The organism is Wolbachia endosymbiont (group B) of Philonthus cognatus (assembly GCF_947179345.1).
Classification (GTDB): Bacteria; Pseudomonadota; Alphaproteobacteria; order Rickettsiales; family Anaplasmataceae; genus Wolbachia.
The window spans coordinates 194,790-217,276 of sequence record NZ_CAMXBG010000002.1 but is presented as its reverse complement, the minus strand read 5'-3'; the positions used below and the strand labels follow the sequence as shown (position 1 = coordinate 217,276).

Below are 22,487 nucleotides of genomic sequence, written 5' to 3'. Positions count from 1 at the left end.
GATCTATTGAGATCCAATTCTACATTCTACTTTTTCTTCTTTAGCTTTTACTGATTGATTTTCTGTTATTGTAATTGTTATTTCATGATCAAGCTTTTTCAAAAAACCTAACAGTCTCTCTAAAGAAAAACCACTTGTCTTACCACTTTTAATTTGTGACACCTTTGGTTGATCAATACCAAGTTTCTCAGCCGCACAAGCTTGAGTCCAAGTATTTTTTCCTATAATTTTACTTATTATGCTCAGCAATTTTTTTTTTATTGCTTCACTATCCAGATTGTTTAATGATATTGTTTCCATAATTTTTACTCTCACATACCAACTAGTTTTATTAAATATTATATCATAATATTTAATATACCAATATATTAATACTATATAATTTGTCAATAACTATAATGATATACTGATACTCAAAATTTTAAATTGACTATAATTTTTATCAAAATACTAGTAATTTCAAACTATTATTTTGTAAAAAACTTACTATTAAAGAGAATAAGTTGAAATTGCAAAGTTTAAAATACAGAAATAATCATTTTACAAACTCGTTTTAGAGACTGTACATGATCTCAAGAAAGGAATAAAGCAGGAGATAGAGTATGTAAATTATGAAAACAGAGCAAGATGAGTAGGAGAAAAACTGAGTAGAGTTCTGTAGAAAGAAACAAAATCAAGAAGATTTAGGATATATTTTACATAGTGTTACAGGTCCTAAAAAGTGGCTTCAGTGAATCAACAATGTTTTCAAAATGACAAGATTATTTTAATAAATGAAGTAAAAAACATAGCGGAAGTAAAGAAAGTGTTTTGAAACATATATAAAAAAGTAATTGCAAAGAAACAAATAAAAGGATGTAACTGTAGAAATCTTTGCCGTATTGTCAAAAGGTAAGTCTCTAATACTCTTATAGAAAAGTGTAGACAATTGTGATAAGCAAAATTCAATACTAGCTTACAAATCGTCTTCTTGCTTCCACCACTTTGCTTCTAAAAAGATTATGAATAGACCCTTATATCCGAAATTTATACCTCTATATTTTAATATAGGGATTCATTTCAATTTTTAAAGTTTCTATTTAATAAGAATGCTATATCATATTCGTAATTTAATTTAAATATCTGTTGCTTCTTAAATACTATTTGGTTAGTAAATAAAATCATGTCTAATACAGAAAAAATGAAAAAGGATGTTGCTGTAATTATGGGAAGCGAGTCGGATTATGGCACTATGGTGCATGCTATTAACCTATTAAAAGAATTGGAAATTTCACATGATGTATTTATAATATCCGCACACAGAACACCAGAGAGACTCTTTAATTTTACTAAGTCTGCTCAAGAAAAAGGCTTTAAGGTTATTATAGCTGGTGCAGGAGGAGCGGCTCATTTACCTGGTATGACTGCATCGCTTACTTATTTACCTGTTATCGGTATTCCTGTGCATAGCAAGCAATTAAATGGGCTCGATAGTCTATTATCTATAGTGCAGATGCCAAAAGGTGTTCCAGTTGCAACAATGTCTATAGGAGAGAGTGGAGCATGCAATGCCGCTATTACTGCTGCATCTATATTGTCGATTTCTAATAGTGAAATTGCAGATAGATTAAAAAAATGGAGAGAGGGGCAAACTAAAGCAGTAAAAGAAAAACCAACATTATAATGGCAATAGTTCTTTTAGATACAAAAACCATAAATCGTATAGCAGCAGGAGAGGTAATAGAAAGGCCTGCAAGTGTGGTAAAGGAATTAGTGGAAAATGCAATAGATGCCAGAAGCTCAGAGATAGAAATTAAGATAGAAAGTGGTGGGCGTAACCTCATTACTGTAATCGATGATGGTAGCGGAGTAAAAAAGAATGATTTAGAACTTGCGTTTATGCGCCATGCTACTTCAAAATTGAGTGACAGTGAATTGATAGAGATCAAGCATCTTGGCTTTAGAGGAGAAGCTTTGCCTTCAATTGCAGCAGTAAGCAGAATAAAATTATCATCTAAGGCAAGCAAAGCAGATCAAGCATGGTCTATAAGGTATGAGGGGGGAGAAAAAATAGGAGAGCTTGTTCCTTATCCTTTATCGATAGGAACATATATTGAAGTACGAGATTTATTTTTTGCCACACCAAATAGACTAAAATTTCTCAAAACCGAAAGGGCAGAAACACAAAGCATTGTTGATATTGTAAACAACTTAGCAATGATCAATTATGGAATTGAGTTTACTCTTATCTCCGATAATAAGAAGCTTCTTAAGTATGCTAAGCAGACCTCATTATTTAGCAGGCTATGCGAAGTAGAAGAAGAATTTCATGAAAACTCTTTGCAAATTAGTGAAGAAGAAGATGGCATTAGACTTACAGGATACATCTGTAAACCTACTGTCAATCGTAGCAATTCAACTCAGATCTATACATTTGTTAATGGTAGACCAATTAAAGATAATCTACTTATTGGTGCAATTCGTTATGCGTATCACGACCTTATTCCAAGCAATAGATATCCTTTTGCAGCGCTGCACTTAGAGATACCGTATGATCAAGTTGATGTAAATGTGCATCCAAATAAATCAGAGGTAAGGTTTCAGAACAAGAGGCTAATATATGAAATAGTGAGAAGAGGGCTAATAAAAGTGCTATCAAAGAGAATAGATCTTGCAGAAACTGTATTGGCCCAGAATGGAACAACAACGAATCATCTATCATCAGATCCTTTTAGTAGGTCTAGTCTTAAAAATGAATTTTATGGAAGAAGGTCGGATCCTTTTGAAAACCAGTTAATGAGAGAATTTACTTCTCCAAATATAGAGACAAAAAGCTTATCAGAACATTCAAAATCGTTTGATTATACTGGTATGCAAAAATCTCCTCCACGAGCAGAAACTACAATTTTGGAAAGGAAACAAACCGATCTAATAAGGGACTATCCACTTGGGTTTGCACACTGTCAAATCTACAATACTTATATTATTGCTGAGGTAAGAGACAAACTAATTATAGTAGATCAGCATGCAGCCCATGAAAGGCTAGTATACGAGTGCTTAAAGGAGAAATCAAGTATAAAAAGACAAAAACTTCTTTTGCCTGAAATGGTTGAAATCAAAAATCAAGCTGGAATGGAGATGATTAAAACTTATAAAGATAAACTTTTTGAGATGGGTTTTGAGATTGAAATTAAATCAGAAAATAAGATCATAGTAAAAGAAGTTCCTGCAATCTTAGGAGCAGTAGACACAAAGAGAATGCTCATTGATATAGTTGATAGACTAACAGAAATAGAAGATACATTACCTATAGAGGATAAGGTGAATAAAATACTAGCCACAATTGCTTGTTATGGATCAATAAGAGCAGGCAGAAAGATGAAATTGGAGGAGATGAATGAATTATTGAGGCAAATGGAAAAGACACCTTATTCTGGACAATGTAATCACGGAAGGCCAACCTATATAGAAATGAAATTAAGCGATATTGAAAAGTTATTTGAGCGAAGGTGAGAAGTTATCACAAATATGTATAGATTACACAACCCTAGTTTCGTCATCTCAAAACTCAGATACACAATTGTTTGAACATTTCAATTTGCAGGTAATTTGCATATTAGATAATGTCATTCCATCACTTGACAATGATTTATTATGCAGCTACTTGATTAAAATTAAGTTTCCTAAATCCCAGGCATTGTCTTTTATGTTAATAATTAATATACAACTAAAGATACTTATCAAAAACGACAATAAAGAATTCAAAAAAAGCTAGAAATTCTGTAGAATTGACCATATCATATAGAGAAAAAGGAAGTGTATGATCACATCCTTTACTCCGATCATTAATCTGCAAACAAAATAGTTTTGCATTTTTTGATAAGATTAAGTAATATCAGCGTATTAGTTATACAATTAATAATTTTTATGGATGAGCGTAATCCTTGGAATCTTGGAAAGAAACCGTCAGGTTCAAGTAATGAAGATATTTTAAGTAAAGCTGTGTCTGATATAAGATGCTTTTTTAATGGCTTAACCAGAAATAGAGGGAAAAAACCTTATTTCATCATTTTTATTGTTTTGTTGTTTTATCTTTGTACTGGTTTCTATATTGTCCATCCGAGTGAGGAAGGTATAGAACTTACTTTTGGCAAATATTCCAATACAGAAACATCTGGTTTGCGTTATCACTTTCCCTACCCTATTGGTAAGGTTTTTAAAGTAAATGTTAAAGAAGTAAATCGTGAAGAAATTGGGATAAGTAGCTCTTATGGGCGAGATACAGATCGTGGTGAAGGAGTGATGCTTACCGGAGATGAGAACATAGTCAACGTTAACTTTGAGGTCCAATGGAGAGTCAGGGATGCTAAAGATTATTTATTCAAAGTGCGGGATTATAAACCTGGTTTTAGCGTTAAAAATGCTGCTGAAAGTGCTATGAGAGAAATAATAGGTAAGAATACGATCTCTTTTGCACTCGAAGGTCAAGGCAGGGCTGAAATTTCCAGAGATACTATAATTTTATTGCAACAGATTCTTGATGGATATCAAATGGGTATAGAGATTTTATCCGTTCAAATGAAAAAAATTGATCCACCAGAAAAGGTGATTAGCTCATTTAGGGATGTACAAAGTGCTCGCGCAGATAAGGAGCGTACCATAAACGAAGCATACGCTTACAGTAATGATATTATACCTCGTGCAAAAGGTGAAGCAATAAAGATAAAATTAGATGCAGAAGCATACGAGAATGAAATAATAAATGAAGCAAAAGGTAATGCAAATCGCTTTTTATCTCTTTACGAAGAATATAGACAAAATCCTTCTCTTGTTAAGAATCGTATTTATCTTGAAACTATGGAAAATATTTTCAGCAAGGTAGATAAGTTTGTTATAACAGACGATCTGAAAGGTATGTTCTCTTATTTACCTCTTACAAATTTAGGAAAATAGCCATGAGTAGTAATATAAAAATTGTTTTTGCTTTTATATTTGTTGTATTATTGATTGCCTTATCTAATTCAATCTTCGTTGTTCAAGAAACAAAACAAGCAATAGTTATACAACTCGGTAAAGTCGTAAAAGATGTTAGGGACAGTGGTTTATATTTTAAATTGCCATTTATAAATAACGTAGAATTTCTTGATAAGAGAATTTTAGATTTAAGTCCTGATAAAACTCCAAGGGAAGTGATAACTGCAGATCAAAAGCGTATTATAGTAGATGCTTATGCAAAATATAAAATAATAGATCCTATCACTTTTTATCAAACTGTGAAAAATGAATCAGGGCTAGTTAGAAGATTATATTCTGTCATAGAAGCTCACATAAGGGAGAATATAGGAAGATTTTCATTAATTAGTTTGTTGAATGAAAAGAGATCAGAAGTTATGCAATTAATTCAACGTGGAGTTTATTCTGAAGCTGGAAAATTTGGCATAGAAATAATAGATGTAAGAATTAAGAGAGCAGATCTACCAGAAGAAAATAGTTCTGCAATATTCCGCCGCATGCAAACTGAAAGGGAAAAGGAAGCAAAAGAAATTAGAGCAGAAGGAGAACAAGCTGGACAAGAAATTAGATCAAAAGCTGATAAATTAAAAAGGGGAATTGTCTCTAGTGCAGTAAAAGAATCACATGAAATAAGAGGCCGTGGTTATGCTGAAGCAACTAGAATCTATAATGAGGCATTCAAGGTTGATGAAGAGTTTTTTAACTTTTATCGCTCTATGAAAGCTTATAGTAAATCATTTGCTAAGGATAATACTAAATTTGTGCTTTCACCAAATAATAATTTCTTAGATATTTTGAACAAGGGATGGAAATAGTTTATGAAAAGTAAAGCATTTATTTTATCTATATTTGCATATTTTTTAATTTCATTTTCTTCATATGCTAATCTGTTTGCAAAAACAGTTGCAGATCCTGTATGTAGTTGTAATAAAGGGCTTGCTGATATAGTGGAAGAACTTATTCCTGCAGTTGTAAATATTTCAAGTGAACAAATAATTAAACAAGAAAATAACAATAGAACTAAAATCCCTTTTACGCCAAGAAATAATTTCTTTGATGACTTTAGAGAATTTTTCGAGCATTTTGATCAATTTTTCGATAGAGCTCCTAGCATTAATAGAGAAGTGACGTTACTTGGGTCTGGATTTATTATAGATAAAAGTGGAACCATAGTAACCAACTATCACGTTATTAAAAATGCCCAAGATATTACAGTTACTATGAACGATAATACTTATTTCAAAGCAGAAGTTTTAGGCTATGATGCAAAAACTGATCTTGCTGTGCTTAAGATTAATTCTGATAAAGATCTTCCTTTTGTTGAATTTGGTAATTCTGATAAAGCAAGAGTTGGTGATACAGTTATTGCAATAGGCAACCCTTTTGGTTTGGGTGGCTCTGTAAGTACAGGAATTGTGTCTGCAAGATCTAGAGACATTAGTATTGGTACTATGAATGAATTTATTCAAACTGATGCTGCAATTAATAGAGGTAACTCAGGGGGACCACTATTTCATCTAAATGGAAAAGTTATAGGTATTAATACTGCTATTTATTCCCCATCTGAGTCTGGCGGTAACGTGGGTATAGGCTTTGCTATACCATCTAATCTAGCTATTTCAATTATTGACACATTAAAAAGTGGTAAAAAAATAAAACATGGTTGGCTTGGCGTGCAAGTTCAGCCTATAACAAAAGAATTTGCTGAATCCTTAAGTTTAAAAGATATCAAAGGTGCATTAGTTGCAAGCGTAGTAAAGGGCAGTCCTGCAGAGAAAGGAGGAATCAAAGTAGGTGATATACTATTAGAATTTGACGGCAAAAAAATTGATAGAATGACGCAATTACCTCATATGGTTTCACGAACTGAGCCCGGAAAGAAAGTACAGGTTAAGTTACTTAGAAAAGGTAAAGAAGTCAATATCAAGGTTGCAATCGAGGAATCTACAAATGATGATTCAGGTAATAATCAAGAAGAAAATAAATCAACATCTAGTTATATAAGTGGTTTAACCGTTTCAAATTTGCCAAAAGAACTAAAAAACAATGCACCCACAAAGGGTGTAGTAGTTACTAGTGTAGATAGTAGTAGTAATTCTACACTACGTTCTATTAAGAAAGGTGATATAATTATCCAACTAGATGGAATCGATATTAAAAATACTAATGATTTTCAAAAACAAATTGATTCAGCAGTAAAAAAAGACGGCAAAGATTCAGTAATGCTGCTTATTTACCGCAACGGCAATCAATTTTTCACCTCAATCAAATTGAAGAAGTAGCTATTTATCTAGTTGGTCATGAAAAAATTGCTTGACAAATTTAACTAGCTTCTTTATCCTAAGGGTAAGGGTTTTTCTGTAGATTAATAAAATTTATCCCTATACTGAAAACCTTTCCAACGAGGTTATGAAAGAACTAGACTTCAGTATCAAGCACTGGAACGATATCATCCATAAGATGAAAGAGCTATAGTGGTAAGAAACTGGATGATATAAAGCCTTTTGATAATCAGTTTAAAAAGGATAACTTTCTTTCACAAATTAATTTATAATTAAATTAGTATAAAGCATAATCATATTTACTTATCATCATTATTAATCAATAATTAATACCCATAAATTAATTATATCTAATCGCAAAGGGAGGTGGAGATGCGTTTTAAACTAGAAAAGGAAGGTATCCTACAAAACGATTGTAATAATAGAACTGGTCGTAGGATACCTGCACAAATAAGATTAAATAACAAAACAACATTTAGCCTGCCTAGTGTATCTTACATTATCATCGACAACAATATTGGCCTGAGTTTTCAAATTTGGGATTTGAAGCATGACGTGGCAAGTATACTAAACAACTTATCTGAATGGCCACAATTAAAGCTAGAAAGGGTAGGAAATGATTACAAATTCGCTTTAGTTACTACCTCTGATCAACCTTATTATTATTACTATGATGGCAAAAATACTATCATAGCTACTATTGATCGTATACCTCATGGTTACACAAATGGTTTACATGTTAAGGCATATAATCGTGAAAGCTGTAGTATTTATTATGAACTGCTAGAAAACAGGAAAGTTTTAATAGATCCAAAAGACATAATTAGTAGCGAAAATGTCAGTCTTATTTTGGAAGATCTTAAAAGTTCACCTGATAAAAGACTCAAAATAAAAATAGGAGACTATTTGTTTAAAGAATCAAGAAATATATACAAATTATATAGGAGCGCTCAGGTATATAATTTAACTGGTGGAAAAGTTGGCATATTGAATGATATCCTTTCAGCATTTACTCGTATAGACAATATATTCCAGTTATTCCCTTTTCATGAAATGGAGAGCTTGAAAGCACAAGATACCTATTTCGCAGTAAAAAAGTTAGGCAATAGTTATGTTGGTTGCATATCGTATGAAAATAGCACATGCAAAAATTTTTATAATTTTAACCCTAATTCTTTTGGGTATGAGCACGACAATAGACCAGGTCCATATCCTTATTATTATAACTTAGAAAATTTTGATAACTTTTTGGAGGTTGATGTGAATATTCAAGAACATATAAATTTAGAAACAGAAATTGAACTTTTAAAACGCAGAATAGACAGATTAGAACGTACTGGTGTACAAGGTCCTAAAGGTGAGCCAGGTGAAAGGGGACAAAAAGGTGATAGAGGCTTCGATGGAGCGCCTGGTCCTCAAGGTCCTCCAGGACAAAAGGGCGAACTAGGTTATACCGGTGCACCCGGTGAACCGGGGTTCAACGGCAACCAAGGTTCCAGAGGTGATAAGGGTGACCGAGGTTTTCCTGGTCCAGAAGGTTCTGTAGGTAGCACTGGAGCACGTGGTCCTAAAGGTGAACCAGGCCATTTGGGTCCAAAAGGCAACAAGGGAGAATCTGGTTCTCAGGGTAAGCCAGGTATAGATGGAACAAAAGGTATAAAGGGTGATAGAGGTGTGCGAGGTGAAAGTGGAACAAGTGGGCCAAGGGGTTGGAAAGGTGAGCCTGGTTCTCAAGGTCTAAAAGGTGAGAGAGGAGATACTGGGTCTAAAGGTGATAAAGGAGATACCGGAACAGATGGATTGCCAGGTGCACAAGGTCCTAAGGGAGAGCCAGGCATAAAAGGTGAGCCAGGTATAAATGGAACAAAGGGAGATATTGGTCCTAAAGGATTAGACGGAGCCATGGGAATAAAAGGTGATATGGGTGAGAAAGGAAAGATAGGTTCTAAAGGTCCCAAAGGAGATACTGGTTCTAAAGGTGATAAAGGTAGAGATGCAAGTCCTGAAGAAGTTGCACAAAAATTAATTAATAATGGCACTATTGCTAATCAGGTGCTTGAATATCGTGACCAAGGCGGAGATTTAGTATTAGAGAAGCAAGTTGCAGGAAGAATTATTAGTAATCAAGATATTCAAACAGGAATAGCCATTGCATTAGCTGATAACAGAATGGAAGAGCTAGCAGATGTGTTACTAAGTGATGCTAATCATACATTAGTAGAAAACCTTGCAAATAATACCGAGCTAACACAAAGCATTGCAGAAGAACTAAGGAAAAATCCAGGAGAAGTCCAAGGTCCAAAGGGAGAAAAAGGAGATATTGGTCCTAAAGGATTAGACGGAGCCATAGGGATAAAAGGTGATATGGGTGAGAAAGGAGAGATAGGTTCTAAAGGTGACAAAGGAGATACTGGGTCTAAAGGTGATAAAGGTAGAGATGCAAGTCCTGAAGAAGTTGCACAAAAATTAATTAATAATGGCACTATTGCTAATCAGGTGCTTGAATATCGTGACCAAGTAGGAGATTTAGTATTAGAGAAGCAAGTTGCAGGAAGAATTATTAGTAATCAAGATATTCAAACAGGAATAGCCATTGCATTAGCTGATAACAGAATGGAAGAGCTAGCAGATGTGTTACTAAGTGATTCTAATCATACATTAGTAGAAAACCTTGCAAATAATACCGAGCTAACACAAAGCATTGCAGAAGAACTAAGGAAAAATCCAGGAGAAGTCCAAGGTCCAAAGGGAGAAAAAGGAGATATTGGTCCTAAAGGATTAGACGGAGCCATGGGAATAAAAGGTGATATGGGTGAGAAAGGAGAACCAGGTGCAAATGGATTGCAAGGTCCAGAAGGTCCTAAGGGAGAGCCAGGTATGAGGGGCTTCAATGGTACGCAAGGTCTTACAGGTAACAAGGGTGAGCCGGGTATAGAAGGATTAAAAGGAGATATAGGACCTCAAGGTATAAAAGGTGAGCCAGGTATAAATGGAACAAAGGGAGATATAGGTCCTAAAGGAGTAGATGGAGCCATGGGAATAAAAGGTGATATGGGTGAGAAAGGAGAACCAGGTGCAAATGGATTGCAAGGTCCAGAAGGTCCTAAAGGATCAGATGGGTTGCCAGGTTCAAAAGGAGAGCCAGGTCTGAGGGGCTTCAATGGTACACAAGGTCTTACAGGCAACAAGGGTGAGCCCGGTATAGACGGATTAAAAGGAGATATTGGTCCTAAAGGCATAAAAGGTGAGCCAGGTATAGATGGAATAGGTGCTACATTAGCTGATCAGTTTTTACGTGAGATAAGAAAAGTAAAAAATGAAACTCTGGATGCTAAAAAAGCAGCAGAGGCAGCTAAAAATGCTTCAGAAGGTTTTGCAAACAAAGTCGAAAAACTGCACAATAAAACAGCTATTTTTACAAAAAATGCTAAAAGTTTTAACACTCAAGCTTTGCGATCGCAAAGAGACACAGAGGCGCTCTATAGTAAAACAAAAGATATATTTTGTAGAACAAGTCCAGCAGATCAAATTTGTGGTGCACGTAGAAGAAGGAGGGAAATTAAAAAATCATCAGTGACAAGCGGAGCAAGCAGACCAACTTCATTTATATCTCAAGTAATAAATTTCTTTTACCCTGCGGTAGAACAGGATGAATATAAAGTAAAAAATGAAATACAGGAAGTAGCAAAAATAATAAATGCAGCAGATATTGTAATACAATTTGAAGAAGTATTAGGAGTAACAGCTGTGAAATGTGGCATTTCAAAGAGAAGTCTAAATTTTGATCCAATGGAACTGCAGTCAACCATTATCAATAAGTCATTACTTAATGATGAAAATCATAACGAGTTGTTGAAGTTCTTGTGTGTAACTGCGAAAAAATCATTCCCTAATTACAAACAAACCGGTAAATGTTTGGCTATTTTTAAAGATCATATGGAAAAAAGATTAAATGAGCAGCAAAGAGCTTTCGTTAATACTGAAAAAATAGTGGCAGATAATGAGCAGCCAAGGAGTTTTATGAGTTATGTTGCTCCTCCTAGTAGCCTCAGTGCCATTAATCAGCAAGTTGTTGGTTATTTAAGGTAATATCATGGAAAAACATATATTTAAAATAGACGATAAAAATCCGCTTTATAAAAAATTGATTAAACTTCCCACTGTATATTACATAGTAAAGGAAAATGGTAATGTTAATACTGTTTCTTCACATATTGGTATAGTTGAAGTAGGGAATATTAATGATTTAAAGTTAAAGGAGCAGGGTGATGAGATAGTTTTATTTACAAACAACTCACCTCTGAAATTAAATGGCACGGACTTTATTATAGAACAAAAAGCTATCATAGGCGAGAATCAAGAGAATATTATAAAACAGCTTAAATTAGGAGAAGAAGCGTTAATTTCACGTAAGTACATAAAAGACAGTAATAATTTTGTTATTGAACTCATAATGAGTAATGATGATGGAAATAATTTTATTGGAATGCTCAATTTTATCAATTTTAACGATGAAAATGACCCAGTACTACAAAAAATTCAAGAAGAAAAAGGTGGACTTTATTTTACAATAGAAGGTGATTATATCTATATATCAGATGAAGAAGGAAAATGTCTTCCAGTATGTGAAGATGGTAGTTGCTATAAGTATCAATACACAAAAAATGAACATGATATATTAGAAATTAGTGAGATATCAACAATAATAAAAAACTTAACTAAAACTGAGCAATGCAGTGCACCAGCTAAAGCAGGGCAGGATTTTACTTTGCAAAAGGGAAAAGAATTATCGGATAATATCTATCAAGCAGATATCATGTTAAACGGTAAGCTTGTAGCTACTTTACCAAAAATAGGTTACTGCATGCTTGATGACCAATTGGTCATACATAATCACGTTACAGAAGAAGAGATAAAAATTCCTAGAAACTTTCATTATCTTAAAGTCGTTAAGTCTAGTAATAATGATGATTATAAATTAACATTTTGTAATTTCTTAGGTAATGAGTTTTTTGAACATAAAAAGTATGATTCTCAATACTCAAATGTTCCAGATGAATACCAGTATACAAGTTTAAACTATATGAAAAAGGGATATAAGCCAAATTTCTGCAAGTTGCTTAACGATAAACCATCTTTTTTTATTGCAAAAGGAACTACTAATCAAGATTCTTCAGGCCACTGCCCAGCTGATGTATTTGAATTAACAAAAAGTGGAAAAGGTAAGAAAATGGCTACATTAATTGATCAATTTGGCTCTTTCAATAAAGAGGGTAAGTTTCAATATTGTGATTACCATACAAAAGCAGATTACGATGTTTATGATTCTTATAAAATTAATAAAGAGTACAAAACAACAGATGAATTTCTCTTCAATGATGACATAGTTCTTTATACTATTCCAGAGCTATCTTAACCACGCACAAAGTATATTATAATTGCTTTTTAAAAGTGAATTTAGTAGAATTCAAAGAAGTGTAAGGGTATATTTTTTTAGTATTTAATCTAAATAAAATTGTTCTCAGTTTAAAATCGATATAAGACAGTAAGATGAAAAAAATTGAAATCTCAGAATTACTCAAAAGAATTGCTATCTGTTTACTATGCATAGCAATTATGGTCTCTATTGCTCTTTTGTTTGCCTATATGCATACAATGTTTCTCAGTAAAGGATATGAGCTGGCTGCACATTATATTAGCGAAGCTATGCCTTCTGTGTTACTCACTGTTTTCTTTTTTATCGCTTGGTTTATATATGATCAAATATTTAGTAAAATGAAGGAAGTAGAGCTGCCTATAGAAATAGAATTAGCTAATTCAGATAATAAAACAACATTTGCTAATGTTATAATTGACGATTCCTTAAAACAACGATTGCAGATTATTTGCTGTAACCAAATGACAGAAGAAATGAGTGAGATGTTTGGAAGTGAAAGTATTAACTCACTAAAAGATTATATACTGCACGGCCCTCCTGGAAATGGTAAAACACTTATCGCCCGCGCAATTGCAGGTGAATCAAATATGAATTTTATAAGTATCTCAGGTCCAGAACTTATTGGAGTATATATTGGTCATGGTGCACATGCTGTACGCGAGCTTTTTAAAGTAGCGAGAAAATATTCTCCTTGTATAGTATTCATAGATGAAATAGATGCAGTTGCCCAAAAAAGAAGTACCGCTAATAACTCAGCTTACCACTGTCGAGAGAGCTTAACACAGTTACTAACTGAAATAGATGGATTTAAGAGCAGAAAAGATATAATAGTAATTGGTGCAACTAACCTGGTCAATGAGATAGATCCAGCACTTATTAGGCCTGGACGCTTAGGTCAAAGGGTTCATATACCTAATCCAAATGTGGAAACGAGAAAAAAGATATTGGAGCTTTATACCAAAAATACAAAAACTGATGGAAGGCTAAATATTCAAGATATTGCAGAAAAAACAGAAGGCTATTCTGGAGCTGAGTTAGAACAATTAGTTAATGAAGCAAAAATATACGCTGCTCTTGAAAGAAAGTCCAAGGTAGTGAGTAAGGAAGATTTCAACCACGCGTTTCACAAACTAAATCCAGGACAAGGAAGAGGGAGAATAACATTAGCTTCATGTCAGACACAGACGACAGAAGCCCCTTTTGTACAATAAAAACTGGAAGTATAGCAAGATGTGCCAAATTTCGTTATTGAAAATAAAATTTAAAACTTGCTATCATTTTGCCACTCGTTAGCACCACAGTGGTTTTGTAATAGAACGCAAGCTGCAAAAACTTAAGGAAAAAATGGTCAGTGCTTGACACTGGCATCTAGTTCTTTCTATCAAAAATGCTGTAAAGTGTTCACCAATTTAGTTGGATCCCAGTACTGGGATGATATTATGAAGACCTAGCAGTTTATGACGGTGTCATTCCAGCGCGTGGCTCTGGAATCTAGTTCTTATTACCTGAGTCTTCTGGGTCCCAGTACTCGTATGACAAGAAAAGGGAGTATTGGTTTCAGCATTAGCCATGCATCTGGATCCCAGTATCAAGTACTGGGATGATAAGAGAAAGAGGACACTGGGATGAAATTATGAAGGCCTAGCAGTTTATGACGGTGTCATTCCAGCGCGTGACGCTGGAATCTAGTTCTTATTACCTGAGTCTTCTGGGTCCCAGTACTCGGATGATAAGAAAAGAAACACTGGTTTCAATATTTGCATGCATCTGAACAGATACAGATGGCTAAAATATTGAAGAAAGTATACGCGTCAAGTTAAGAGCAACTAGCCTTCTTTGACTTGTTAAGAAAGGTCTTTTTTTCCCTAAATTCTATTATCACATGCTGAAATGACATCGAAGGATACTCTTGCTTATTCATGTGATTATGCAAAAAGCCCTTTGAATTTTTACAGCTTGAAAAATCTTTATAAAATTTACTTTCTTTAAATGCTTTAACCTTCTCCTCATTATTTAATGAGCCACGTTTAGAAAAATATTCATCTGTAATGTGAATATATAAACTAATCAACTCAGGAAAAGTGTAATCAGTTTTGTTGGAAGACTTTAAACACGTAATTGGCAATTTATGTATATCTTTATCAGCTTTTTTCGAATCAATACACTCATCATTTTTTCTTAATATTATATGCTGCTTAAAAAAGCCTTCATATTCCTCAAAATCTTCAAATATTTCTTTTTTTTGATAATCTTTCCTTCTACCGCTTTGATCTATTTTTTCTATTTCTGTTGCAAGTTGCGCTGGCTGTTTTATCGTTTTATCTCCCTCTCGATTAAAGTACATTGTATAAGGAGTAATTGAATTTACGATTTTATATGTCTTCCAGTGGCAGCCAAAAATCTTTAGTACCAATTTGATTATCGGAGCAAGAAAAATTTTTAATTTTGCTATGAATCCAAAATAATAAAGAGAAGCTTGTTTAAGTGAACTTGCAGCATTGCTAACGATGCATCTTAAATGTATATCCTTATACTTAAAATTTTTATGAACCTCTGCAGCCACATGTCCACCTAGGCAGTCTCCAAACAATATGATATCATCTGGCTTTATACCTTTTTCCAATAAGTTAGTTACAACTGCTATACCAGATTTAACTCTATTGCTACGTATCAATGAACTGTTTTTACTTAAACCAAGTCCAGGATAATTAAAAAGATGTACAGTTATCCCTTGCTCTGTGGCCCAATTCCAATTTTGGGAATAATCTTTACCAGGGCTTAACGCTCTATTTCCACCAATAAAGTATATCAGATGTTTTTCACCTCGATTATTGTTTTGATTTTTACCAAGAAGCGTAATTGTCTCTATTTTTATCCCGTTTTGAGTTTTTATAAATTCTCTCTCAGTTTGCTCTCTTATTTCTTTCATATTTTAACTCTCACTATGCTGGTTTAATTACACAACAAAATCTTAAAAAAATCAACAAACCTTAATTTATGAACAATATAAACCTTCTCAAATTCATTGAATTATGCTTTCAAACGGTAGTGCCGGGGTGTGAGTATAATGATTATCAATATATAAAAGTCATAGCAGACAGGCTTGAAGCGGCAAGTTCAGGTGAAGTGAAAAGAATAATATTCAATATGCCGCCACGTTCAATGAAGTCCATTTGTGTAAGTGTTGCATGGCCCGCATGGATACTTGGAAATCAGCCAACTGCAAGAATAATAGTTGCAAGTTATTCTCGGTTGCTTAGCGAAAAGCACTCACTCGATACAAGGTGCATAATGCAATCTGATTGGTATAGAGAGCTATTTCCGAAAGTAGAATTATGCAAAGATCAAAACACTAAATATAAATTTCAAACAGTGCAAAGAGGATGTCGAATTGCAACATCAGTTGGAGGAACATTAACCGGTGAAGGTGGAGATTTCATTATCGTGGATGATCCATTAAGTCCCGCACAAGCTTTGAGCGAAACATTTAGAAAGCGTGCTGCAAACTGGTTTGATCAGGCTTTAGTAACCAGGCTCAACGACAGAAAAAAAGGAGTTATCGTTCTTGTGATGCACAGACTCCATTTAGAAGATTTAACTGGTCACCTCCTCTGTAAACCAAGAAACATATGGCATCATGTCTGTTTACCAATAATAGCTGAAGATAAGGAGATTATTTATTCAGTTAATAATCATATTCCAGAGCATGAACAGGAAATATACTCAAGAAAAGAAGGTCAATTGTTGTATTCCCTAACTGAAGGAAAAGAAGAAATTGAGATGATAAAAGCTGAACTTGGGAGTTATGGTTTTGCTGCTCAATACCAACAAAACCCTCTACCACTTTCAAGTGCTATAATTAAACGAGAGTGGTTGAAGCGCTATAAAAATTTTCCTGATAGCCTCTTGCATGTAACACAAAGTTGGGATACTGCAATTTCAACAAACAATACAAGTGACTTTAGTGTCTGCACTACCTGGACAAAAGTAGATAATACATTCTATTTACTCGATGTATATCGCGCAAAACTTGAATATCCAAAACTTAAAGAGAAAGTTCTATCGCTGGCTGCAAGGTGGAAGCCACACGCAATTTTAATCGAAGCAAAAGCAAGCGGTCAGCAATTGGTTCAGGAGCTCAGGAAAAACAGTGATTTACCTATTATTCAAATAGTACCACATGATGACAAATTAACTCGATTTCACCGAATTGTCCCAATTATAGAATCTGAGCGGGTTTTTCTCCCTAACCAAGCAGTATGGCTTAGCGACTTTGAGTATGAGATTTTAATGTTTCCAGAAATCCGTCACGACGATCAAGTAGACAGTACCGTGCAATATCTTCAGTGGGTGAGAAATAATATTGCTAGAGTGGTAGCGATACGTTCATTGTAGCTTGAAAAGGTTCCTCGGAATTGTGTATAATTTTTTTAACTGAGCTTATTTAACTTATCCATTTTCTGAATGATATTTTAGGGTTTATTGAAATAAATACTACGCAAAAATTCTATCTCTGGGTGCTTAGATGAATATCTTTATATTAGACGAAAGTCCTGTAACTGCAGCACAAATGTTATGCGATAAGCACATAGTAAAAATGCCGCTAGAAACTGCTCAATTGCTTAGCAGTGTTTTTTCAATAGCATTGAAAGAGCCAAATCCTTTAGTCAGCATTACAAACCAGAATATAGAAGTTCCATATAAACTTACTCACAAAAACCATCCTTGTTCTTTATGGGCTAGACAATCAAAAGGAAACTTTGATTGGTTAATAAAACATGGAAAAGAATTGTGTATAGAATATAGCTTGCGATACAAAAGAACGCATAAATCCGAAGAAGTTATAGATTGGTGCGATAATAACAAGGATTTGCTAATATTTCGATCAGCTGATATACAAGCTTTTACACAAGCGTTACCTGATCGATATAAATGTAGTAACCCAATAGAAGCATATAGAGAATATTACCTAAAAGAAAAGATGAGATTTGCTAAGTGGGAAAAAGGTAGAGAAGCACCAGATTGGTTGCTAGACAAAATGCTATAGGTTATAAAATTATCCAAACCGATCATAAAAAAGGTAGAATTGAAGTTGCAAAAGCAATGCTGGCTGATAATGTTGATGTTTATCAAGTTTATTGATCTTTCTATTTGTGAGATTAAAGAATTCAGTAAACTGTTATTCCCAGTATATGGTAGGCTACTTGCACTATAGAGTGTCATGTACACATCTGTACTAACAAGCAGAGGTAAATCTAAGTCAGTTTAGATATAACATTTACTTTAAAAAACTTTATTTTACGCTGATATTCTAGCGCTTTTCTGTGGTATTTTGTTGGGGTATAATTTGCAAAACTATCTTCCTTATAGGTTAAAAAATTACACTGCTTTATATGTAACTCTATCCACTCTGCATAATCCTGATGATCAGTTGCAATAAATATTTCACCTGTGACAAGTATTTTTTTTGCTAATAAATTTAAAAATTCCGTATTAATTAACCGTCTTTTGTTGTGACTTCTTTTTGGCCATGGATCTGGAAAGAGAATAAAGAATTTTTCAACACTATGGTCAGGAAAATTGACAATTAATTCTCTTGCATCTTCTGTCCATATTACAATATTTTTTATGCTGTGTGCTTCTATGCTTTTTAGCAAGGAAGAGACCCCCTTTAAATAAGGCTCACATCCTATAAATAATAGATCAGATTCATTGAATGCCTGATGGAGCATATTTTCACCATTACCGAAACCTATTTCTACTCGTATTCTTTTTTGTAAGTCTACGATCTTTTTTATAGATTCCTTGCTGTTTTTAATAGAATACTTCTCCAAAACATTCAACTTCAACCTAGATCTTCTGGAAAATGACCTAATCCAATTATTATTCCTAGATAACATAACTTACATAACTTAATCTTTTATAGCTTAAACAATTCTCGAAATGAATTAATGAGAATTTACTTGTCACTAATTATTAATATTATATAATATATGAGTTCTAATGAAGTTAAAATTAAAAGGTATGGAAAGTACAGTTGCTATCAAGAGGCTATCATCAAATAGGTTCATAGAAGAGATATTTCAAGATCAATTTGATAATCAAGATAATAACTTTTGTGAAGATTCTTTTGCTAACAAAATCAAAGAAGGAGATGTGGTAGAAGGTATAATCACAAGAAGAAATTCTAATGATATTGTGGTTGATGTTGGTTTAAAGTCAGACGGAAGAATTCTGATTAAGGAGCTCAGTTGTAATGATGATATCACTGTTGGCTCGAAAATTAGAGTTTATGTTGAAAGAATTGAAGATTACCATGGTAATGTTGTTCTTAGTCGTGAGAAAGCAATCAGAGACGAAAAATGGAATAAATTGGAAGAAAGCGCAGTTACAAAAGATGAAGTAACAGGAATCATTAAACGCTCAATTAAATGCGGTTTTATTGTTGATCTTGGTGATGGAATAAGTGCGTTTTTACCGCTGAGTCATGTGGATTTGAAGCAAATAAAAGATGCTAATCACCTTATTGAAACTGAACAAAAATTCATCGTGCTTAAAATGGATAAGAAGCAGGGGAATATTGTAGTATCAAGAAAGCTGGTATTAGAGAAATTGCATGCTGGTGAAAAAATTAAGTTTTTAGAATCTTTAAATGAAGGTGATGTAGTAGAAGGCAAAATAAAAAGCATCACTCACTACGGTGCATTTGTTGGCATTCATGAATCAGATACAGTGGGAGTTATAGATGGGCTGCTACATATTACAGATATCTCTTGGAGTAATGTAAGTCATCCATCTGCAATTTTTTCTTATGGTCAGCATATAAAAACTAAAATTATAAAAATAGATAGAGAAAATGGAAAAATCTCCCTGGGTGTAAAACAATTAGGAGACAATCCTTGGCAAGATCTAGAGTCAAAATGTCCAATTAACAGCGTACACAAAGGATGTGTAACGGGTATAAAAGATTGTGGATTCATTGTTGAGATTAAACCTGGGATTGCGGGTTTGGTACACTCATCAGAAATAACTTGGAGCAAGAGTAATTTACCAATCAGTAGTTTTGTAACAATAGGACAAGAAGTGGATGTAAAAATTCTCGGTATTGACATTATTAAAAATAAGATGAGTTTAAGCACAAAAAGGTGCGTAGAGAATCCTTGGCAAGTATTTATTGATAAATATCCTCTTGGTTCTATTGTTTCTGGTAAAGTTAAAAGCAACAATGGTTCACAAATATCTGTGACTTTTGATAATTCTGAGATATCTGAGGACGTAGAAGGAACAATTTATATGCAAAATCTAAGTTGGTCGAAAAACAATTCAGATGAGATAAAAAAGTATAATGTAGGTGATGAAATAGAAGCAAAAGTGATAAGGGCTAACGTAGATCGGACAAGAATTTATCTTGGAGTAAAGCAAATAGAGTATGATCCTCTTGAAGAACTGATAGAGAAAGTTAAAGTAGGGGATAAAATTCAGGTTACTGTAAGTAAGAGAGAGGAAAATGGTCTAATCGTTGAGGTTGAGAACAATGTAACCCTTTTAGTAGATCAAGAGCATTTACCAGAAAATAAAAAGTTTTCTATATCAGAAAAAATACAAGTTGAAGTAGTAGGTGTTGAAAAATATAATATAATATTATCTGCCAAATAACTTCTTGTGCTTCATATAAATGGCAACGAAATCTGATATAATAGCAAAAGTGGCAAAAAAACACCTTTTGTTAGATAAGGTCATTATAGCAGACATAGTTGATAGTTTCTTTCGAGTGTTTTCAAACACGTTGAAATATCATAATAGAGTTGAAATCAGGGGGTTTGGTTCTTTTTCAATTAGAAGCTATAACTTGAAAGAAGCAAGTAATTTGACGTCACAGAAGGTTGCAAAACATCAATACTTTAAAACTTATTTTCGTAGCAGTAAAAAGTTATCCCTCTTGATAAATGAATAAAAATCTATATTGTAAATTTGAAAGTTGTACAATATAGCATCATATGCAAGTAGTAGAAATAGTTATACATAATAACACATATAAAATATCTTGCGAAAGTAAAAAGAAGGACCATTTATTACAACTTGCTAATAGCTTCAACAAGCTAGTTAGCTCCATATCTCAAAGAACTGGAGGTAAGGGCTCAGATGCATTAAATTTCTTACTTGCAGCATTGACTCTCGAAGACAAAATTTTAGAATTAACAAAGCGATTAGACGAAATAAATCAAGAATGCAAAAAGTATAGGGAGGAAAAAAGAGTAGAATATGCTGAAGTATTAGATAGGGTAAACAAGATTATTGGGTGCATAAGTGATTAAAGCAAGCAATCAAATCGACTACCTCACTACTCAAATCAGGGGGGAGAAGTTTCTTACGAGTGATGTAACAATATAATTCGCAATCATCAAGATCAACTATTTTTTCGTATTCAATTAGTTCACTTAAGGAAAATTTATCAAGATATTTCAATGCAAAATGCCCTAGAAGTATATCAGTTTCTTTACAACCCCTATGCCAACTCCTATACATCAGTTTTCTTCTTAATAAGGAGATATCTATCATTGTCATTAAACTTTTTTTTTAATTTAAAGACTAAACTAAATACTTGTCAAGCAAGGCGCATTTTAATATACTCAACGTTTGATTAAGATTTAAAACATAGGTGGAATTAATTTCTCATCAACTTAGCGCTGGAATATATTATTTTTTATCGTTTTCTTTAATAATTTCTATCATAGTATTCGTGCATGAATGTGGGCATTATATTGTCGCTAAAGCATGCAAGGTTAAAGTTGAATCTTTTTCTATAGGCTTTGGTCCTGAAATTTTTGGTTTTAACGACAAGTCTGGAACTAGATGGAAATTAAGTGCCTTTCCATTGGGTGGCTACGTTAAAATGTTAGGGGATACTAATGCAGCAAGCGTTCCTGTTGATCAACAAAAATTAACTGAAGAAGAAAAATTATACTCATTCCATACAAAACCTCGATATCAAAAAGCAGCAATAGTTTTTGCAGGGCCTTTTGCAAACATGATATTTACCGTTATAGCTTTCACAATATTTTTCAGCGTGGCAGGTTATTATCGTACTCCACCAGTAATTGGTAATGTAATTGAAGAAAGTGCAGCAAAGCAAGCTGGCCTATTACCAGGTGACACTATTACACAGATCAATGAGTACAAAATAAAATACTTTGAAGATATTTCACGCGTGATAATGTCCAACCCTGAAACAAGAATAGAAATTAAGTATAGCAGAAATAACGAAGAGTACAGAACTATTCTAACTCCGTTTACAGTTGAGGATAGAGATGTCTTTGGTAACATAATAGAAAGAAAAACTATAGGAATTACCTCAATTAATATGATAGGGTTGAAACAGTCATCTTTTCTTGGAGCTGCTAGCCTATCAGTGAATGAAACCTACCACACTATGTGTTTAACAATCAAAGCACTCTTTCAAATTGTTGTTGGTAAAAGGAGTATAAACGAAATAGGTGGGCCAATAAAAATCGCAAAATATTCAGGGCAATCAGCCAAAAAGGGATTTATTATGGTTCTATATTTTATGGCAATCATTTCAGCTAACTTAGCTGCAATTAACTTGCTGCCAATACCACTACTAGATGGTGGGCATTTATTTCATTATATTATAGAAGCAGTTATACGTAGAGATTTGAGTTTGAAATATCAAAAATATGCAGTCACTTTTGGTGCTACCATACTGTTTTTGTTGATGGCAGTTGCAATCACAAATGATATTAGGCATCTTTTTTAAG

At 33.5% G+C, this 22,487-nt stretch carries 17 protein-coding genes and 1 pseudogene; 14 read left to right on the top strand and 4 right to left on the bottom strand.

Annotated features, from left to right (window positions below; all coding sequences use genetic code 11):
* Positions 1 to 3 precede the first annotated feature (3 nt).
* Positions 4 to 300, bottom strand: coding sequence for a helix-turn-helix domain-containing protein (locus ONG78_RS02975; protein WP_064085421.1), 297 nt, complete (start codon positions 298 to 300; stop codon positions 4 to 6).
* A gap of 862 nt (positions 301 to 1,162) precedes the next feature.
* Here ONG78_RS02975 and purE point away from each other — a divergent pair.
* From purE to ONG78_RS02935, 8 genes are all read left to right on the top strand, one after another.
* Positions 1,163 to 1,663, top strand: coding sequence for a 5-(carboxyamino)imidazole ribonucleotide mutase (purE, locus tag ONG78_RS02970; RefSeq protein ID WP_007302433.1), 501 nt, complete (start codon positions 1,163 to 1,165; stop codon positions 1,661 to 1,663).
* Positions 1,663 to 3,492, top strand: coding sequence for a DNA mismatch repair endonuclease MutL (gene mutL / locus ONG78_RS02965; RefSeq protein WP_264377635.1), 1,830 nt, complete (start codon positions 1,663 to 1,665; stop codon positions 3,490 to 3,492). The genes purE and mutL overlap by 1 nt, the downstream gene beginning before the upstream one ends.
* A gap of 414 nt (positions 3,493 to 3,906) precedes the next feature.
* Positions 3,907 to 4,932 (top strand): FtsH protease activity modulator HflK, encoded by a 1,026-nt coding sequence (hflK, locus tag ONG78_RS02960; RefSeq protein ID WP_264375971.1) that lies wholly within the window; start codon positions 3,907 to 3,909, stop codon positions 4,930 to 4,932.
* A gap of 2 nt (positions 4,933 to 4,934) precedes the next feature.
* Complete coding sequence (gene hflC, locus ONG78_RS02955) at positions 4,935 to 5,807, top strand: protease modulator HflC (RefSeq protein ID WP_264377634.1); 873 nt, start codon at positions 4,935 to 4,937, stop codon at positions 5,805 to 5,807.
* A 3-nt stretch (positions 5,808 to 5,810) separates the two neighbouring features.
* The gene (locus tag ONG78_RS02950) at positions 5,811 to 7,274 is read left to right on the top strand and encodes a DegQ family serine endoprotease (protein ID WP_264374548.1); all 1,464 of its coding nucleotides are present in this window, start codon (positions 5,811 to 5,813) and stop codon (positions 7,272 to 7,274) included.
* Between the two features lie 372 nt (positions 7,275 to 7,646).
* Entirely contained in the window at positions 7,647 to 11,363 is a 3,717-nt protein-coding gene (locus ONG78_RS02945) for a collagen-like protein (RefSeq protein WP_264377633.1), read from the top strand.
* A 4-nt stretch (positions 11,364 to 11,367) separates the two neighbouring features.
* A complete protein-coding gene (locus ONG78_RS02940) occupies positions 11,368 to 12,690 on the top strand; it encodes a hypothetical protein (RefSeq protein ID WP_264377632.1) in 1,323 nt (440 codons plus the stop codon).
* A 134-nt stretch (positions 12,691 to 12,824) separates the two neighbouring features.
* Positions 12,825 to 13,922: an AAA family ATPase gene (locus tag ONG78_RS02935; RefSeq protein ID WP_264377631.1), complete on the top strand. Its 1,098-nt coding sequence runs from the start codon at positions 12,825 to 12,827 to the stop codon at positions 13,920 to 13,922.
* 574 nt (positions 13,923 to 14,496) lie between these two features.
* On the opposite strand, the pseudogene ONG78_RS02930 reads toward ONG78_RS02935, so the two are convergent.
* Positions 14,497 to 15,640, bottom strand: a pseudogene (locus ONG78_RS02930) (alpha/beta hydrolase family protein).
* A gap of 68 nt (positions 15,641 to 15,708) precedes the next feature.
* Here ONG78_RS02930 and terL point away from each other — a divergent pair.
* Positions 15,709 to 17,106, top strand: coding sequence for a phage terminase large subunit (terL, locus tag ONG78_RS02925; RefSeq protein ID WP_264374543.1), 1,398 nt, complete (start codon positions 15,709 to 15,711; stop codon positions 17,104 to 17,106).
* 130 nt (positions 17,107 to 17,236) lie between these two features.
* Positions 17,237 to 17,758, top strand: coding sequence for a pyrimidine dimer DNA glycosylase/endonuclease V (locus tag ONG78_RS02920; RefSeq protein WP_264377629.1), 522 nt, complete (start codon positions 17,237 to 17,239; stop codon positions 17,756 to 17,758).
* A gap of 208 nt (positions 17,759 to 17,966) precedes the next feature.
* Here the strand turns inward: ONG78_RS02920 and trmB are convergent, their stop codons facing one another.
* The gene (trmB, locus tag ONG78_RS02915; RefSeq protein WP_264377628.1) at positions 17,967 to 18,611 is read right to left on the bottom strand and encodes a tRNA (guanosine(46)-N7)-methyltransferase TrmB; all 645 of its coding nucleotides are present in this window, start codon (positions 18,609 to 18,611) and stop codon (positions 17,967 to 17,969) included.
* A 103-nt stretch (positions 18,612 to 18,714) separates the two neighbouring features.
* Between trmB and ONG78_RS02910 the strand changes: the two genes are divergently transcribed.
* Genes ONG78_RS02910 through ONG78_RS02900 form a run of 3 tightly spaced genes read left to right on the top strand, consistent with a single transcriptional unit; the run spans position 18,715 to position 21,026 of the window.
* Positions 18,715 to 20,367 (top strand): 30S ribosomal protein S1, encoded by a 1,653-nt coding sequence (locus tag ONG78_RS02910; RefSeq protein WP_264377627.1) that lies wholly within the window; start codon positions 18,715 to 18,717, stop codon positions 20,365 to 20,367.
* A 19-nt stretch (positions 20,368 to 20,386) separates the two neighbouring features.
* A complete protein-coding gene (locus ONG78_RS02905) occupies positions 20,387 to 20,665 on the top strand; it encodes an HU family DNA-binding protein (RefSeq protein WP_010404234.1) in 279 nt (92 codons plus the stop codon).
* 43 nt (positions 20,666 to 20,708) lie between these two features.
* Positions 20,709 to 21,026: a cell division protein ZapA gene (locus ONG78_RS02900; protein ID WP_010404232.1), complete on the top strand. Its 318-nt coding sequence runs from the start codon at positions 20,709 to 20,711 to the stop codon at positions 21,024 to 21,026.
* Here the strand turns inward: ONG78_RS02900 and ONG78_RS02895 are convergent.
* A complete protein-coding gene (locus tag ONG78_RS02895; RefSeq protein WP_010404229.1) occupies positions 21,004 to 21,270 on the bottom strand; it encodes a succinate dehydrogenase assembly factor 2 in 267 nt (88 codons plus the stop codon). The two genes, ONG78_RS02900 and ONG78_RS02895, sit on opposite strands and share 23 nt — an antisense overlap.
* A 100-nt stretch (positions 21,271 to 21,370) precedes the next feature.
* Here ONG78_RS02895 and rseP point away from each other — a divergent pair, with 100 nt between their 5' ends.
* Positions 21,371 to 22,486: an RIP metalloprotease RseP gene (rseP, locus tag ONG78_RS02890; protein WP_262986220.1), complete on the top strand. Its 1,116-nt coding sequence runs from the start codon at positions 21,371 to 21,373 to the stop codon at positions 22,484 to 22,486.
* Position 22,487 lies beyond the last annotated feature (1 nt).

Bases quoted from the DNA above. Each gene is read 5' to 3' on its own strand.
- ONG78_RS02975 (WP_064085421.1), bottom strand. From the start codon at position 300: ATGGAAACAATATCATTAAACAATCTGGATAGTGAAGCAATAAAAAAA.
- purE (WP_007302433.1), top strand. From the start codon at position 1,163: ATGTCTAATACAGAAAAAATGAAAAAGGATGTTGCTGTAATTATGGGA.
- mutL (WP_264377635.1), top strand. From the start codon at position 1,663: ATGGCAATAGTTCTTTTAGATACAAAAACCATAAATCGTATAGCAGCA.
- hflK (WP_264375971.1), top strand. From the start codon at position 3,907: ATGGATGAGCGTAATCCTTGGAATCTTGGAAAGAAACCGTCAGGTTCA.
- hflC (WP_264377634.1), top strand. From the start codon at position 4,935: ATGAGTAGTAATATAAAAATTGTTTTTGCTTTTATATTTGTTGTATTA.
- ONG78_RS02950 (WP_264374548.1), top strand. From the start codon at position 5,811: ATGAAAAGTAAAGCATTTATTTTATCTATATTTGCATATTTTTTAATT.
- ONG78_RS02945 (WP_264377633.1), top strand. From the start codon at position 7,647: ATGCGTTTTAAACTAGAAAAGGAAGGTATCCTACAAAACGATTGTAAT.
- ONG78_RS02940 (WP_264377632.1), top strand. From the start codon at position 11,368: ATGGAAAAACATATATTTAAAATAGACGATAAAAATCCGCTTTATAAA.
- ONG78_RS02935 (WP_264377631.1), top strand. From the start codon at position 12,825: ATGAAAAAAATTGAAATCTCAGAATTACTCAAAAGAATTGCTATCTGT.
- terL (WP_264374543.1), top strand. From the start codon at position 15,709: ATGAACAATATAAACCTTCTCAAATTCATTGAATTATGCTTTCAAACG.
- ONG78_RS02920 (WP_264377629.1), top strand. From the start codon at position 17,237: ATGAATATCTTTATATTAGACGAAAGTCCTGTAACTGCAGCACAAATG.
- trmB (WP_264377628.1), bottom strand. From the start codon at position 18,611: ATGTTATCTAGGAATAATAATTGGATTAGGTCATTTTCCAGAAGATCT.
- ONG78_RS02910 (WP_264377627.1), top strand. From the start codon at position 18,715: ATGAAGTTAAAATTAAAAGGTATGGAAAGTACAGTTGCTATCAAGAGG.
- ONG78_RS02905 (WP_010404234.1), top strand. From the start codon at position 20,387: ATGGCAACGAAATCTGATATAATAGCAAAAGTGGCAAAAAAACACCTT.
- ONG78_RS02900 (WP_010404232.1), top strand. From the start codon at position 20,709: ATGCAAGTAGTAGAAATAGTTATACATAATAACACATATAAAATATCT.
- ONG78_RS02895 (WP_010404229.1), bottom strand. From the start codon at position 21,270: ATGATAGATATCTCCTTATTAAGAAGAAAACTGATGTATAGGAGTTGG.